The organism is Bradyrhizobium sp. ISRA430 (assembly GCF_029909975.1).
Lineage (GTDB): Bacteria > Pseudomonadota > Alphaproteobacteria > Rhizobiales > Xanthobacteraceae > Bradyrhizobium.
This window is the reverse complement of the sequence record NZ_CP094516.1, coordinates 5867752-5881418: the sequence shown is the minus strand read 5'-3', so window position 1 is coordinate 5881418 and position 13667 is coordinate 5867752. Positions and strand designations below refer to the sequence as shown.

Genomic DNA, 13667 nt, shown 5'->3' with positions numbered 1-13667 from the left:
GATCATGGGCGCGGCGGAGCGATCAGGTGAGGAGTGCTCTCAGCTCTTCGCATCAGCAGCCCCCGTCCTCCGCCCCGGCGCTGGACCCACATAACGCGCCCGCGGACGAATCAGCTTTCCGAACTGCAATTGCTCGCTGGCATGCGCGATCCAGCCGACGCTGCGCGCCATGGCGAACAGTGCGAGTTCGCTGCCGGGTGGCAGGCGAAGAGCATGCACGAGCACCGCGAGGACATAGTCGATATTGACGAACTCGCCGGTCGCTTCCGCGATCCGTTCCGGTACTTCGCGGGTGAATTTGCGCGGCGCGCCGGCGCGCGCCAGGGCGTTCAGCAGCGACTGCGCCCGCGGATCGCCGCGCTTGTAGACGCCGTGACCGAAGCCCGGAAAACGCTCGCCGAGCGCGACGCGCTCGCGCACCATCGGCTCGACGTCGCGGTCGACCAGCGTCTTCACGAGCTGCGAGGCCAGCACGCCGGCGCCGCCGTGCTTGGGCCCTTTCAGCGCGGCGAGACCAGCGATAACGGCGTCGTAGAGATTGAGGCCGGTCGACGCGGCGCAGCGCGCAGTGAAGGTCGATGCATTCAGCTCGTGGTCGGCGAGCAGCACCAGTGTACGGCGGATGAGATCGGGCGCATGCTTGTTGTCGGGCGCCCACACGCGCGCAATCTGCTGATGCAACGGCTCGGCCGAGGGCTCGGTATTGAGCATGGCCGCAACCAAAAGCCGGACGATGCGCGCGCCGACCATGGCGCGGCCGTCGGGGGCGCGGGTGAAGGCGCGCGGGTCGGCGCTCGTTGCCAGCGCCAGCACCGCGATGGCGCGATCGATCGGCGCGGCGCGGCGCGCGGCCTGCGCAATGATGCGCATCTCGTCGGAAATCTCGGGGCAGTTCTCGGGCGCAAACGGATCAACGCCGGAGACGTCCCACAGCAGCGTCGCCGCGTGCTCCAGAGTGTCGTTCTCGGCGAGGTCGACACAGTTCACGCCGCGATAGATCGGGCCGTCCTCGGTGATGGTCGAAATCTCCGAGTCCATCACCGGCAGATCGGCATCGAAGCTTCGCAAGCCGCGCGGCTCGGGCGACGGGGCGCGACGCTCCTTGAGGGTGCGGACATCCTCGGCGCGATAGCGATTCTTGCGCGAATCCGGCGTCGGCTCGGAGCGGATCAGGCCGCGGCTGACATAGGCGTAGAGCGTGGCCGGCGAGACCGCGAGCTCGGCCGCGGCCTCCCGGGCCGAGAGGTACAGCTCCGGAGAATTTTTCATATTGATTTATGTAATCAAGATTGATCAATCTGTCGAGAGGCCCGATCTTTCCCTCCGTGAAAGGAGATTGGGCCATGAACATCCACCTCACCAAAAGCCAGATCGGACTGGACGGCGTTCCGGCCGCCGAAACCGTGCTGAGCCATGTCGACGGCGAGCGCGGCGAGCTGATCATCGCCGGCGAGCATGTCGGCACTCTCGCCGCCAAATCGAGCTTTGAGGGCGTCACCGCCCGGCTCTGGAACGGCGCCAGCAACAGCACGCTCAGCGAAGCCAATGTGCGGGCAAGCCTCGGGCTGGCGCGCGAGCGCGCCTTCGCCCGCCTGCCGGACCTGCTGCCCGCAACACGCGGCATGGGCATCATCGACGGGTTTCGCGCGGCGGTCGCGGGCCTGCGTGCCGAGAACGGGCTCGCGCACGAGGCGACCATCGTCGGCGCGTTTCCGGTGATATCAGGCGCGCTGGTCCGGCGCGCCAAGGGTCTCGATCCGGTCGCACCCGATCCGAACGCAAGCCATGCCGCCGATACGCTTCGGATGCTGCGTGGCGCTTCGCCGGAGCCGCGCGAGGTCGCGGCGCTGGATGCCTATCTCGTCACGGTGTGCGATCACGGGATGAATGCCTCGACCTTCACCACGCGCGTGGTGGCCTCGACCCAGGCTGACCTGTTCGCCGCGGTCACCGCCGGCTATTGCGCGCTGACCGGCCCCTTGCATGGCGGAGCGCCGGAGCCGGTGCTGGAGATGCTCGATGCGATCGGATCGCGCGAACGGATCAAGCCCTGGGTCGATGCGGCGCTGGCGCGCGGCGAGCGGCTGATGGGCTTTGGCCATCGCGTCTACCGCGTGCGCGATCCGCGCGCCGACGTGCTCAAGGCGGCGATCGAGCGGCTTTCAGCCGACGGCGCCGGCCTGCCCTTCGCCGGCGAGGTCGAGGCCTATATCCGGCAAGCGCTGCGCAAGAAGAATCCGGACCGGCCGCTAGAGACCAATGTCGAGTTCTTCACCGCGATCCTACTCGATGCGCTCGCCATCCCGCGCCAGGCCTTCACGCCGATCTTCGCGGTCGCCCGCGCCGCAGGCTGGACCGCGCATGCCCGCGAGCAGCAGCGCACCGGGCGGATGATCCGGCCGAGCTCGTCGTATGTCGGAGTGATGCCGAAGGAGTGAAGTCTTCCGTTGGGTATCGGATGAAATGCGACGCGCTGCCCCCTCCCCCCTTGTGGGAGAGGGTGGCTCGCCGCGTAGCGGCGAGACGGGTGAGGGGTTCTCTCCGCGCGCGCCCCTCTTGCATCAGAATTCGCGGAAGCAACCCCTCATGCGGCGCTGCGCGCCACCTTCTCCCACAAGGGGCCTGTTGCGTAATCCCACGACTGTGATTCTGTAGGGCAGAGCCCTGGAGGACTGACGATGGCGGTGAAGCAGACGGGGCAGCCGAGTTTTATTGAGGCGTGGCTGCCGAAGGGAGCCGGTGCCAATGCGGCGCTGGATCGGTTGTCGAGCTTGGTCAAATGGTACCGGTTCGAGAAGCTGATGGCGCATTTGCGGGATGAAGGAAGCCCTGGCCGCCCGGGCTATCCGGTGCTGGTGCTGTTTCGCGCGCTGCTGTTGCAGTCGCTCTATGGTCTTTCGGAGCGCGAGCTCGAGGAGGCGCTGGGGGACCGCTTGTCGTTCAAGCGCTTCGTGGGTCTCAGTCTCGAAGATGCGACGCCTGATCACACGGTCCTGAACCGCTTCCGGAACCAGCTTGTTGAGCAAGGGCTGCTGGACAAGCTGTTTGGTGAGCTCGATCGTCAGCTTGAGAATGCTGGTGTCATCCTGAAGCGCGGCACGATGCTGGATGCGACATTGATCCAGGCGGTGTCAGCGCCTCCGACGCAAGAACAGCCGTCGAAGGATCCCGATGCCCGGTTTGCCAAGCGGCAAGGCAAAAGCGGCTCGACCTTCGGTTACAAGGCTCACATGGGTGTCGATGAGGGCTCCGGCCTGATCCGGTCGGTGCTGACCACGCCCGCCAATATCAACGACACGACGCCTGCGGACGATCTGATCCGCGGCGACGAAGCCGTGGTGTGGGCCGATGCCGCCTATGACACCCATGCCAGGCGGGCCCGGCTGAAAGCTGAAGGCAAAAAGCCCCGCATCGCACGTCGTCCCAACAGGCATCACCCGGAGCTGCCGCCGAGGCTCAAACGCTACAACCTTCTCATCGCCCGACGACGGGCAACGGTGGAGACCACCTTCGCCACCCTCAAACGCCGCATGCGACTGACCTGCATCCGTTATGTCGGTCTTGCCAAAGCAAGCGGGCAAGTCCTGCTCGCCTCCATCGCGTTCAACATGAGGAAATGGGCTGCGATCACAGCCTGAGCCGCCCGCCGAGGGCACCAGCCGACCCCTTCGTCGGCCCGCTACCCCGGCAACCAGCTTCTCCCCTGACCTGTCTCGGCCTCAAAAGCCAGTAGCGCAACAGGCCCACAAGGGGAGAAGGGAATGCAGCGAGCGCGTGGCCTGCAGCCGGGGCCTACGCCTCCTTCACCACCGTCTTTAGATAATTATACGCCTTGATGATCTCGATCAGGCGGTCTTCGGTCGAGCGGTCGCCGCCATTGGCGTCTGGGTGGTGCTGCTTCACCAGTGCCTTGTACTTGGTCTTGACGTCGGCGAGCGTGGCGTCGGGGCCGAGGCCCATCACCTGGAGCGCCTTGCGCTCGGCATTCATCACCTTGCGCGTCTCGGCCTTGGGCTGGGCCTCCGGCCCACGCCGCCAGTTGGCGCGGCCGTTGATCTCCGCGAACATGCTGAACGGATCGAAGGCGCCGTCGATCTCGGCTTCCGTCCCCTTTTTGACGCCGCCATTGGCACCCATCTTCCAGGTCGGGCGGTGGCCGGTCAGCGCATCCTTCTGGTAGCGCGCGACCGCGTCGGCATTCATGCCGGAGAAGAAATTGTAGGATTGGTTGTACTCGCGCACGTGGTCGAGACAGAAGTGCCAGTACTCGCGCGAATTCTCGCGGCCCTTGGGCGCGCGGTGCGTGCCCTTGTTCTGGCAGCCAGTCCACTCGCAATTGACGACGGTCTCGCGCGGCTTCGCTTCCTGCTTGCCTCGCGGCTTGACGCGAATGGAGTCAAAGAATTTGGATGAATCGATCGGCATGGCTGACTTTGACTACGCAATGCAAAAACCTTCAAGTCTTGACATTGCAATTAGGACAAAACCCATAGCCGAAAGCGTCGCTTCGGCGTTTTCAAGAACGGCCGCCAGGAGCAGCCTATGGGCATTGACGACGTGCGATTGCGCACCTTAATGGCTCACATGGCTATCAAAGACACTATCAGCAACAAGTTGCAGGAAGCTTTCACGCCGGAAAGCCTGCAAGTCCTCGACGAGTCACATTTGCATGAGGGCCACGCCGGCCATCGACCGAGCGGCGAAACGCACTTTCGTGTTTATATCGTGTCTGATGCCTTCAAAGGGAAGAGCCGGGTCGAGCGCCATCGCATGATTAATACAGCTCTGGCCGCGGAACTTTCCGGCGGCGTGCATGCATTGGCGATCCACGCGCAGGCGCCCGGCGAAGGTTAAATTCAACTCCACTGTCATGCCCCGCCACCGGGTCTCGCCTTCGGCGAGCCCGATGACAGGCTCCGGCGGGGCATGACACCTACAAGCGTCAGAACGACGTCCCTGCCCGCCTCGGCTTGGCCTCCTCGATCTCAGCCTCGCGCGGCACCGGGGAAATACGGAGCGCGGTGATGCGGTTGCGCTCGCGGCGGAGCACGCGGAAACGGAAGCCGTGGAAGGTAAAGCTCTGGCCGCGGTCGGGGATCGAGCGCGCCTCGTGAATGACGAGGCCGGCCACCGTCGTCGCCTCCTCGTCGGGCAGGTGCCAGTCCATCGCGCGGTTGAGATCGCGAATCGGCACCGAGCCGTCGACCACGACAGAGCCGTCCGGCTGCGCGCGCACGCCGGCCACCACGACGTCATGCTCGTCGGAGATGTCGCCGACGATCTCCTCCAAAATGTCTTCCAGCGTCACCAGGCCCTCGACTTCGCCGTACTCGTCGACGACGAGCGCGAAATGGGTCTTGCGGCGGCGGAAGGCCTTGAGCTGCTCGGAGACCGGGCGCATCTCCGGCACGAACCAGGGCGGCAGCGCGATGGTGGAAACATCGATGCGCGAGGTGTCGCCGTCCGATGCCCTTATCGCGCGCAAAAGATCCTTGGCGTGGAGCACGCCGATGATGTTCTCCGGCTTGTCGCGCCAGAGCGGGATGCGGGTGTATTCGGTCGCCAGAACCTCCCGCACCAGCTCCTCCGCCGGCAGGTCGGCGTTGATCATCATCATCTCGGTGCGATGGATCATGACGTCGGAGACCTGGAGCTCGCGCAGGTCCAAGAGGCCGCCGAGCATGTCGCGGTCGTGCTTCTCGAACTTGCCCTCATGGTGCAGGAGGTCGACCGCGCCGCGCAGGCGCTCGGTCGGCGACAGGATCGCCTGATGCTCGCCGATGGTGACGCCGAACAGCCGCATCAAGATCCGCACCAGGGTCTCGACCACCGAGAGCACCGGCCCCAGAATGAACACGGTGAGCCGCATCGGCCGCGCCACCGCCAGCGCAAGCCGGTCCGGCGCGTTGATGGCGATGGTCTTGGGCAGCACCTCGGCGAAGACGACGACCAGCGCCGTCATCACGCCAGTCGCGTAGAGCACGCCGACCTCGCCGAACCAGGTGGTGAAGATGCCGGTCGCGATCGCGGAGGCGCCGATATTGGCAATGTTGTTGCCGAGCAGGAGCGCGCCGATCAGCCGCTCACGGTTCTCGATCAGCTTTGAGACGATTACGGCGTCGTGATTGCCCTGTTTGGTCAGCCGCAGCATGCTGGCGCGCGAGGCGCCGGTCAGCGCGGTCTCGCTCGCGGCGAAGAACGCCGAGATCAGGAGGCAGAAGACGACGATGGAGAGTCCGAGCCAGTCCATGCACTCCTCGACAGCCGTTCAGCCGTGCCCTTAGGCCTTGTGCGCGAGCTTCTCTTTGAGGAAATCGTGCACCAGCGCCGGCTCGACATCCTTGGCGATGACAGCGCGTCCGACCGCCTCCAGCAGGATGAAGGTGAGCCTGCCGCGCTTGACCTTCTTGTCCTGCGCCATCAGCGCCATCAGCGCGTCGGCATCGGCAAGCCCTTCCTGCGAAAAGCCCGCGATGTCCTGCAGCCGCGTCGGCAGGCCTGCTTCGGACAGGTGACGCTCGACGCGTGCCGCATCCGCTTCGCCGATCATGCCGAGCCTCGCCGAGAACTGCGCCGCCAGCACCATGCCGATCGAAACGCCCTCGCCGTGGAACAGACGATCGGAAAAGCCGGTCGCGGCTTCCAGCGCGTGACCAAAGGTGTGGCCGAGATTGAGCAGCGCGCGCTCTCCGGTCTCGCGCTCGTCGCGCGACACGACGCCGGCCTTGGCGCGGCAGGAGGTCGCGATCGCATGCTCGCGCGCCGAACCGCCCTTGAAGATGTCCGCGTGGTTCTTCTCCAGCCAGGTGAAGAAGGCTTCATCGCCGAGCACGCCGTATTTGGCGACCTCGGCATAGCCGGCGCGGAACTGCCGCGGCGACAGCGTGTCGAGCACAGCGGTGTCGGCGATGACCAGGACCGGCTGGTGGAAGGCGCCGAGCAGATTCTTGCCCTGCGGCGAGTTGATGCCGGTCTTGCCGCCGACGGAGGAATCGACCTGCGCGAGCAGCGAGGTCGGCACCTGCACGAAATCGACGCCGCGACGCAGGATCGCGGCCGCAAAGCCGGCGAGATCGCCGACCACGCCGCCGCCGAGCGCGATGACGAGATCGTTGCGCTCGATTCTTGCCGCGATCAGCGCTTCGCTGACCCTTTCGAGCCCGGCGTAGGTTTTGGAAATCTCGCCTTCCTCGACAACGATGCGCGATGTCGGAATGCCGGCCGCGGCCAGCGACGCCTCAGTGGGCTCTAACCAGTATTTCGCGACCATGCGATCGGTCACAACAGCGGTGCGCACGCCGGGGCGCAAGGCCGCGACCCGCGGGCCGAGCGAGGCAAGCACGTCACGGCCGATGACGATGTCATAGGCGCGATCGCCGAGCGCGACGTCGACGAACACGGGATCAGACTGTTTCAGCGGCGCGGTCATCGTGCGGCACTCGCGACATCAGGGGGTAACTGGGCCCGCCCGCCGAGATGGGCGCGCAGCGTCTCGATGCACTCCTCGACGATCTTGTCGTGCGGCACGTCGCGCGAGGCGATGGTGATATCGGCGTTGCGGTAGACCGGCTCGCGCTCGGTGAGCAGGCGGGTGACGGTTCCCTCGGGGTCGGCGGTCTGCAGCAGCGGACGGTCGGCACGGCGGCGCACGCGGCGCATGATGACGTCATGGTCCGCCTTGAGCCAGATCGAGACCGCCTTGGCGGCGATGCGGGTGCGCGTCTCCTCGCGCATGAAGGCGCCGCCGCCGGTGGCCAGCACCAGGGGGCCGCCGTCGAGCAGCCGCGCGATCACACGCGCCTCGCCGTCGCGGAAATGCGGCTCGCCATGGCGCTCGAAAATCTCCGGTATGGTCATGCCGGCCGCTGCCTCGATCTCCGTGTCGGCGTCGATGAAGGGCAGCTTGAGCCGCGCCGCCAGGCGCCGGCCGATGGTGGATTTGCCGACCCCCATCATGCCGACCAGCACGAGCGAGCGTGTTCCCAGCGCCGACAGAATCTCGGCCTCAGGCGAACCCAGTGCTGGCAACGCGGCGTCGGACATGTCCCTCGCTCAATCTGCCGCCTGATGCGACATCCGGCCACCTATACTACCCCCCAAGCGGCCCTCGCCAGAGGACTCTTGCTATGAAACGGCGAACATGTTGGATGATTTCATTGGTTAATTTGCCACGCCGCGAGACCTCGCTCGATGCCCAGCCTGTTCCGGTTCCTGACGGTCGTCGCCGTGATCGCCGGCATCCTCTATGGCGTGATCTTCGCGCTGGCGAACTTCGTCACGCCCAAGCCGCGGGAAATGACGGTGACGATCCCGCCTGACAAATTTCTCAAGAAATAGCAGCTAGGCTTGCGGGCATGCGCGCCAAGCCTTCTACCGACAAGCCTTCGACCAACAAGCCCTCCGATGCCAGGCTCATCGGCCTGTTCCTCGACATGCTCGCGGCGGAACAGGGCGCCGGCGCCAATACGCTCGATGCCTACCGCCGCGACCTCACCGATTTCTCGGAGTTTCTGGCCCGCGTCGGCCACAGCTTCACCGATGCCGAGACGCAAGTCCTGCGCGACTATCTCGCCGATCTCGACGGCCGCGGCTTCAAATCCTCCAGCGTCGCGCGGCGGCTGTCGGCGATGCGGCATCTCTATCGCTTCCTGCTGAACGAACGCATCCGAACCGATGATCCCGCGGCGATCCTGTCCGGGCCGAAACGCGGCCGCGGCCTGCCGAAGGTGCTGTCGATAGCGGATGTCGACCGCATGCTCTCCCGCGCCAAGGAAATGAGCGAGGCGGCGGATGCGTCGGCGTCACAGCGGCTGCGCTCTTTGAGGCTCTATTGCCTGCTCGAGGTGCTCTACGCCACCGGCTTGCGCGTCTCCGAACTGGTGGCGCTGCCGCGCTCGGCGGCCAAGCGCGATGCCCGCATGATCGTGGTGCGCGGCAAGGGCAACAAGGAACGGCTGGTGCCGCTCAACGACGCCTCGCGCCAGGCGATGGCCGACTATCTCGCCGCCACCGAGGCCGCCAAGGGCGAGAAGAAGAACAGCCTCGCCGCCTCGAAATGGCTGTTCCCCTCCTTCGGCGAGAGCGGGCATCTGACGCGGCAGCATTTTGCCCGCGACCTGAAGGAGCTTGCGGTCGCCTCCGGCCTGCAGGCCCGCCTCGTCTCCCCGCACGTGCTGCGCCACGCCTTCGCCAGCCACCTCCTGCATAACGGCGCGGACCTGCGCATCGTGCAGACCCTGCTCGGCCACACCGACATCTCCACCACCCAGATCTACACCCATGTGGTCGAGGAGCGCCTGAAGAGCCTGGTGCGCGACCTGCACCCGCTGGCGGAGAAGTAGGGTCCCGTGCCCCGAACGTAGCGCGTCCGGAACACGAGAGCTCCATCGGAGAGGACGATGAAACCGCCTTGACTTCGGCCACATCTCCGCAGAAAGAGCCGTGGCCTCACGCGTGATTTGGCGGGCGTTCAGAGCGCACAAGCCAACTCATTGAAGAAACTACACTTCTTTCCGCGATCTGAAATCCGCTTCGCCGCTCCGCCCCGTCCTCCTTATATTGAGTTGATGCAAGACCAGATGCGCAGCTACCTCGACTTCGAAAAGCCCGTCGCCGAGCTCGACTCCAAGGTCGACGAATTGCGCGCGCTTGCGGCCTCCGGCACCGACATCGCCGAGGAGATCGGACGGATCGAGGACAAGGCGGCGCAGGCGCTGGCCGACCTCTATGTGAACCTGACGCCATGGCAGAAGACGCTGGTCGCGCGCCATCCGCAGCGGCCGCACTTCTCCGATTTCATCAAGGGCCTGATCTCCGAGTTCACCCCGCTTGCGGGCGACCGCAAGTTCGGCGAGGACGAGGCGCTGGTCGCAGGCTTCGGCCGCTTCCGCGGCGAGCCGATCTGCGTGATGGGCCAGGAGAAGGGCGATTCCACCGAGAGCCGCATCAAGCACAATTTCGGCATGGCGCGCCCCGAGGGCTACCGCAAATGCGTGCGACTGATGGAGATGGCCGAGCGGTTCGGACTGCCCGTGCTGTCGCTCGCCGATTCTGCCGGCGCCTATCCTGGCATCGGCGCGGAGGAACGCGGACAAGCCGAGGCGATCGCGCGCTCGACCGATGCGTGCCTGTCGCTGGGCGTGCCGAACGTCGCGATCATCACCGGCGAGGGCATGTCGGGCGGCGCGATCGCCATCACCACCGCCAACAAGGTGTTGATGATGGAGCACGCGATCTACAGCGTGATCTCGCCCGAGGCCGCCTCCTCCATCCTCTGGCGCGACGGCACCAAGGCGCAGGAGGCCGCCAACAACATGAAGATCACCGCCCAGGACATGCTCCGCTTCGGCGTGATCGACGCCATCCTGAAAGAGCCGGTCGGCGGCGCCCACCGCGACCCCGCCGCCATGATCGCCACCACCGGCGAGGCCATCGCCAAGGCCTTTGACGAGCTGCGCAACTTCGACGCCGACGCGATCCGCAGGCAGCGCCGGCAGAAATTCCTCGATATTGGCCGGAAGCTGGGCTGATTCGGGCCCCTTTTAGACCGCGATGGGATATTGAGGTGCAGCCCCAGGGTCACCCCTCCCGTAGGGAGAGGTGAAGCAGGCCCCCGGTAACCCCGCATTAACCCTTTTTTTGCCCAAATCGGCGATCTCAGTGGTGTTTTGGCCGGAAGGCCCAACTGGCGTCCAAGTTTAGTCTCTGTTGACCATGCCTATCGGCCAACGGGCTCGTGATCCCCGCTCGGGTTGCGACCCTTGGTTCCGGAGGTTAGAATTTTAATCAATGGCTTCAGGGCATAAGCGCTGGAGCGTGGTCTGAAGAAAAGCCCGCCAAAAACGGGTCCGGACGTCCGGTCAGGCCATGCTCCAAAGAAACGGGGTTTGCGCTCCTTGCCCGGCACGGTGTGGGGTCCGTCTTGATTTCTAGCTCGCTTGCTCGCGCGCTCTTGGCGTCGGTTGCGCTCTCGGCCAGCGTGCTGCTGGCCGGCTGCGATACCGATCAGGTCTCGCTCGCGACCAACGCCAAGGCCAACCAGCCGGTGCCGCCGAAGCTCGTCGCCGCCATGGCCGAGAAGGACATGGATCTGCAATCGCCGATCCTGATCCGCCTGTTCAAGCAGGAGGCCGAGCTCGAGGTCTGGAAGCAGACCCGAAGTGGCCAGTTCGCGCTGCTCAAGACCTATCCGATCTGCCGCTGGTCGGGTGATCTCGGTCCGAAGGTCCGCGAGGGCGACCGCCAGGCGCCGGAAGGGTTTTATTCGATCAACCCCAGCCAGATGAATCCGCAGTCGGCCTATTACCTCTCCTTCAACACCGGCTATCCGAACGCGTTCGACAAGGCATTGGGGCGCACCGGCTCGCAGCTCATGGTGCACGGCGACTGTTCTTCGCGCGGCTGCTACGCGATGACCGACGAGCAGATCGCGGAGATCTATTCGCTCGGGCGCGAATCCTTCTTCGGCGGCCAGAAGGCGTTCCAGCTCCAGGCCTATCCGTTCAAGATGACGCCGGTGAACATGGCCCGGCACCGCAACAATCCGAACATGGCCTTCTGGAAGATGATCAAGGAAGGCTATGATCATTTCGAGGTGACGCGGCAGGAGCCGAAGGTCGATTTCTGCGAGAAGAAGTACGTCTTCGATGCCGCGAGGCCAGCGGACGCCAAGCGCGATCCGGTGTTCGACGCCTCGGCCAAATGCCCGGCCTATGTGATCCCCGAGGACATCGCCAGTGCCGTGCGCCAAAAGGAAGAGCGCGACCAGGCCGAGTACAACAAGCTCGTCGCCAAGGGCACGCCGGTTGCGCGCATGAACACCGGCATCGACGGCGGCATGAACAAGATCTTTGCCGCCAAGATTCCGGAAGGCTCGACCGGCCTGTCGGAGGGCGCCGAAGGCTCGACCCTGCGGATGCTGGCGATGGCGAAAGCACCGGGCACGATCCCCGGCACCGTCAATCCGCCGAAGCCGAACCTCGAGCCGGTCGCCGCCTCGCCGAGCCAGGAGCCCGTCGTCGCAGTCGCCGCGCCCGCCACCAATACCCGCGTCGCCGCAGCCGCGCCGGCCTCAACCGCGCCCGCTGAGAAATCCTCTAGCGGCGGCTTCTTCTCCGGCCTCGCCCGCAAGATGGGCATGGGCACCGCCGACACGACGGCCACCACATCGCCGCCGCAAGCCACCGCGTCTGTCCCTCCGGCCACCACGTCCACAACGCCTACCACGGCAACCTCCAGACTGAAGGCCGCAGTAACGCGATTCGTGCCGGGCCACCACGACGCGTCCAAGGACAAGGCGACCGCAACTGCAAAACCCGCCGAGCCGGCGAAGCCGGCAGAGACGAAGGTTGCTGCGACGCGTCCCGCGCTCAAGCCATCGGTGTCGGCTGCTGCGGCTGATGCCGGCAGCAAGGACGCGCAGATGGCCGGCGCCGCGCCGGTGGTGTCGTCGAACTCGTTCGACAGCCGGTTTGGGGCAGTGAAGTAGGCGGGCGATACAAATGGCCCATGTGTGGAATGGGGCATCTCTGCATCCGCCTGCATTGCGCTCAGCTTAACCCCCGATACGCTCCGAGTCTGAGAGGTTGAGACTTGGACCGTGAGCACGCCGAAGCGATTGCTGGGACACCTTGGACGGAGAGCGAGATCTCTGCTGTTGTCGACAGCTATTTCGGGATGTTGGCCTCAGAAAGAGCCGGCATCCGCTACAGCAAGGCGGAGAACCGGCGACAGCTCATGAAGACCGTCCGCCGGTCTGAAGGATCAATCGAGCGCAAGCTGCAGAACATCTCCGCCGTTCTGGATATGCTCGGGACACAATGGATCAAGGGCTACAAGCCCTTGGCGCACTATCAAGACGCCTTGGTGGCGGCAGTTGAGCGCAACGTCGGGCGAGAGCCGGGCTTTCTCTACCCCACGAGCACAGATACTCAACCGATGGAGCTCAATGACGAAGCCATCTTCGTTCCTCCGCCATCTTTCGCCGATCTGGATAAGATGCTGACGCCAGCCATTCGCCGCTTGGTCGGCAAGTTCGATCCGGCTGAGCGAGACGCCAGAAATCGTGAGTTGGGGAGGGCCGGCGAGAAATTCGTCGTGGAGTTCGAACGCGATCGCCTGCGGCGAGCTGGGCGTGACGACCTTGCCGCCGACGTTCGATGGGTCTCGGACCTAGACGGCGACGGATATGGCTACGACGTGCGATCCTTCGAGCCTAATGGCCAAGAGCGGCTACTGGAGATCAAGACGACGTGCGGGCACGAACGGACAGCGTTTTGGCTCACCAGGCGAGAGGCCGACGTTGCTGCAGAACGAAGCGACGTGTACCGGATCCGGCGGGTCTTTCATTTCCGCAACAGCGCGCAGATGTTCGAAATAGCTCCGCCGCTTGAAGACAAGCTTCTCATGACGCCGACGACGTACACCGCCGAGCCGAGGTAGTACTTGCCTGACCCGTCGGGCAAAACACCCGCCTCCTCCAAAATCAATCCCTTCGGATAAAGATAATTCTCTTTACCCGAACCCCGAAACACCTGCATCCTCCACGGCATCTCATCCCTCCGGAAGGGGCGGGTCGCGATCGTCACGGTTCGTGGGGTGGGTTGCGGTGGACGCGGGCGGCGTTGGCGGTTCGGTGATTGCAGGGCGGGTCAATCCCCGTGAGCGAT

General features: G+C 65.1%; 13 protein-coding genes. 8 read left to right on the top strand and 5 right to left on the bottom strand.

Annotation, left to right across the window (positions count from 1 at the left end):
- Window positions 1-39: 39 nt before the first annotated feature.
- The gene (locus tag MTX21_RS27905) at window positions 40-1269 is read right to left on the bottom strand and encodes a citrate synthase family protein (protein ID WP_280967857.1); all 1230 of its coding nucleotides are present in this window, start codon (window positions 1267-1269) and stop codon (window positions 40-42) included.
- Window positions 1270-1343: 74 nt separating this feature from the next.
- On the opposite strand from MTX21_RS27905, the gene MTX21_RS27900 reads away from it, so the two are divergent.
- Window positions 1344-2438, top strand: coding sequence for a citrate synthase/methylcitrate synthase (locus tag MTX21_RS27900; protein WP_280967856.1), 1095 nt, complete (start codon window positions 1344-1346; stop codon window positions 2436-2438).
- 240 nt (window positions 2439-2678) lie between these two features.
- The gene (locus tag MTX21_RS27895) at window positions 2679-3638 is read left to right on the top strand and encodes an IS5 family transposase (RefSeq protein ID WP_280964961.1); all 960 of its coding nucleotides are present in this window, start codon (window positions 2679-2681) and stop codon (window positions 3636-3638) included.
- 154 nt (window positions 3639-3792) lie between these two features.
- Here the strand turns inward: MTX21_RS27895 and MTX21_RS27890 are convergent, their stop codons facing one another.
- A complete protein-coding gene (locus MTX21_RS27890) occupies window positions 3793-4425 on the bottom strand; it encodes a DnaJ domain-containing protein (RefSeq protein WP_280967855.1) in 633 nt (210 codons plus the stop codon).
- Window positions 4426-4584: 159 nt separating this feature from the next.
- Here MTX21_RS27890 and MTX21_RS27885 point away from each other — a divergent pair, with 159 nt between their 5' ends.
- Window positions 4585-4854 carry a BolA family protein gene (locus MTX21_RS27885; RefSeq protein WP_280971176.1) on the top strand — a complete coding sequence of 90 codons (270 nt, stop codon included), beginning with the start codon at window positions 4585-4587 and terminating at the stop codon, window positions 4852-4854.
- 88 nt (window positions 4855-4942) lie between these two features.
- On the opposite strand, the gene MTX21_RS27880 is transcribed toward MTX21_RS27885, so the two are convergent.
- The 3 genes from MTX21_RS27880 to MTX21_RS27870 are packed head-to-tail and all read right to left on the bottom strand — an operon-like array spanning window position 4943 to window position 8043.
- Window positions 4943-6250 carry an HlyC/CorC family transporter gene (locus tag MTX21_RS27880; protein ID WP_280967854.1) on the bottom strand — a complete coding sequence of 436 codons (1308 nt, stop codon included), beginning with the start codon at window positions 6248-6250 and terminating at the stop codon, window positions 4943-4945.
- A 30-nt stretch (window positions 6251-6280) separates the two neighbouring features.
- The gene (aroB, locus tag MTX21_RS27875) at window positions 6281-7429 is read right to left on the bottom strand and encodes a 3-dehydroquinate synthase (protein WP_280967853.1); all 1149 of its coding nucleotides are present in this window, start codon (window positions 7427-7429) and stop codon (window positions 6281-6283) included.
- Complete coding sequence (locus tag MTX21_RS27870; protein ID WP_280967852.1) at window positions 7426-8043, bottom strand: shikimate kinase; 618 nt, start codon at window positions 8041-8043, stop codon at window positions 7426-7428. The genes aroB and MTX21_RS27870 overlap by 4 nt, the downstream gene beginning before the upstream one ends.
- Before the next feature lie 147 nt (window positions 8044-8190).
- On the opposite strand from MTX21_RS27870, the gene MTX21_RS27865 reads away from it, so the two are divergent.
- The 5 genes from MTX21_RS27865 to MTX21_RS27845 all read left to right on the top strand — a co-directional run bounded on the left by MTX21_RS27865 (window position 8191) and on the right by MTX21_RS27845 (window position 13440).
- On the top strand, window positions 8191-8337 hold the full coding sequence (locus tag MTX21_RS27865) for a histidine kinase (protein ID WP_280967851.1): 147 nt from the start codon (window positions 8191-8193) through the stop codon (window positions 8335-8337).
- Between the two features lie 17 nt (window positions 8338-8354).
- Window positions 8355-9341, top strand: coding sequence for a site-specific tyrosine recombinase XerD (gene xerD / locus MTX21_RS27860; protein WP_280967850.1), 987 nt, complete (start codon window positions 8355-8357; stop codon window positions 9339-9341).
- 225 nt (window positions 9342-9566) lie between these two features.
- Complete coding sequence (locus MTX21_RS27855; RefSeq protein ID WP_280967849.1) at window positions 9567-10529, top strand: acetyl-CoA carboxylase carboxyltransferase subunit alpha; 963 nt, start codon at window positions 9567-9569, stop codon at window positions 10527-10529.
- A gap of 392 nt (window positions 10530-10921) precedes the next feature.
- Entirely contained in the window at window positions 10922-12487 is a 1566-nt protein-coding gene (locus MTX21_RS27850) for a murein L,D-transpeptidase family protein (protein WP_280967848.1), read from the top strand.
- A gap of 104 nt (window positions 12488-12591) precedes the next feature.
- Complete coding sequence (locus tag MTX21_RS27845) at window positions 12592-13440, top strand: DUF3883 domain-containing protein (protein ID WP_280967847.1); 849 nt, start codon at window positions 12592-12594, stop codon at window positions 13438-13440.
- Window positions 13441-13667 lie beyond the last annotated feature (227 nt).

What these genes read in the sequence shown, in the direction of transcription:
- MTX21_RS27905 (WP_280967857.1), bottom strand. Translation starts at nt 1,269, where the DNA reads ATGAAAAATTCTCCGGAGCTGTACCTCTCGGCCCGGGAGGCCGCGGCC.
- MTX21_RS27900 (WP_280967856.1), top strand. Translation starts at nt 1,344, where the DNA reads ATGAACATCCACCTCACCAAAAGCCAGATCGGACTGGACGGCGTTCCG.
- MTX21_RS27895 (WP_280964961.1), top strand. Translation starts at nt 2,679, where the DNA reads ATGGCGGTGAAGCAGACGGGGCAGCCGAGTTTTATTGAGGCGTGGCTG.
- MTX21_RS27890 (WP_280967855.1), bottom strand. Translation starts at nt 4,425, where the DNA reads ATGCCGATCGATTCATCCAAATTCTTTGACTCCATTCGCGTCAAGCCG.
- MTX21_RS27885 (WP_280971176.1), top strand. Translation starts at nt 4,585, where the DNA reads ATGGCTATCAAAGACACTATCAGCAACAAGTTGCAGGAAGCTTTCACG.
- MTX21_RS27880 (WP_280967854.1), bottom strand. Translation starts at nt 6,250, where the DNA reads ATGGACTGGCTCGGACTCTCCATCGTCGTCTTCTGCCTCCTGATCTCG.
- aroB (WP_280967853.1), bottom strand. Translation starts at nt 7,429, where the DNA reads ATGACCGCGCCGCTGAAACAGTCTGATCCCGTGTTCGTCGACGTCGCG.
- MTX21_RS27870 (WP_280967852.1), bottom strand. Translation starts at nt 8,043, where the DNA reads ATGTCCGACGCCGCGTTGCCAGCACTGGGTTCGCCTGAGGCCGAGATT.
- MTX21_RS27865 (WP_280967851.1), top strand. Translation starts at nt 8,191, where the DNA reads ATGCCCAGCCTGTTCCGGTTCCTGACGGTCGTCGCCGTGATCGCCGGC.
- xerD (WP_280967850.1), top strand. Translation starts at nt 8,355, where the DNA reads ATGCGCGCCAAGCCTTCTACCGACAAGCCTTCGACCAACAAGCCCTCC.
- MTX21_RS27855 (WP_280967849.1), top strand. Translation starts at nt 9,567, where the DNA reads ATGCAAGACCAGATGCGCAGCTACCTCGACTTCGAAAAGCCCGTCGCC.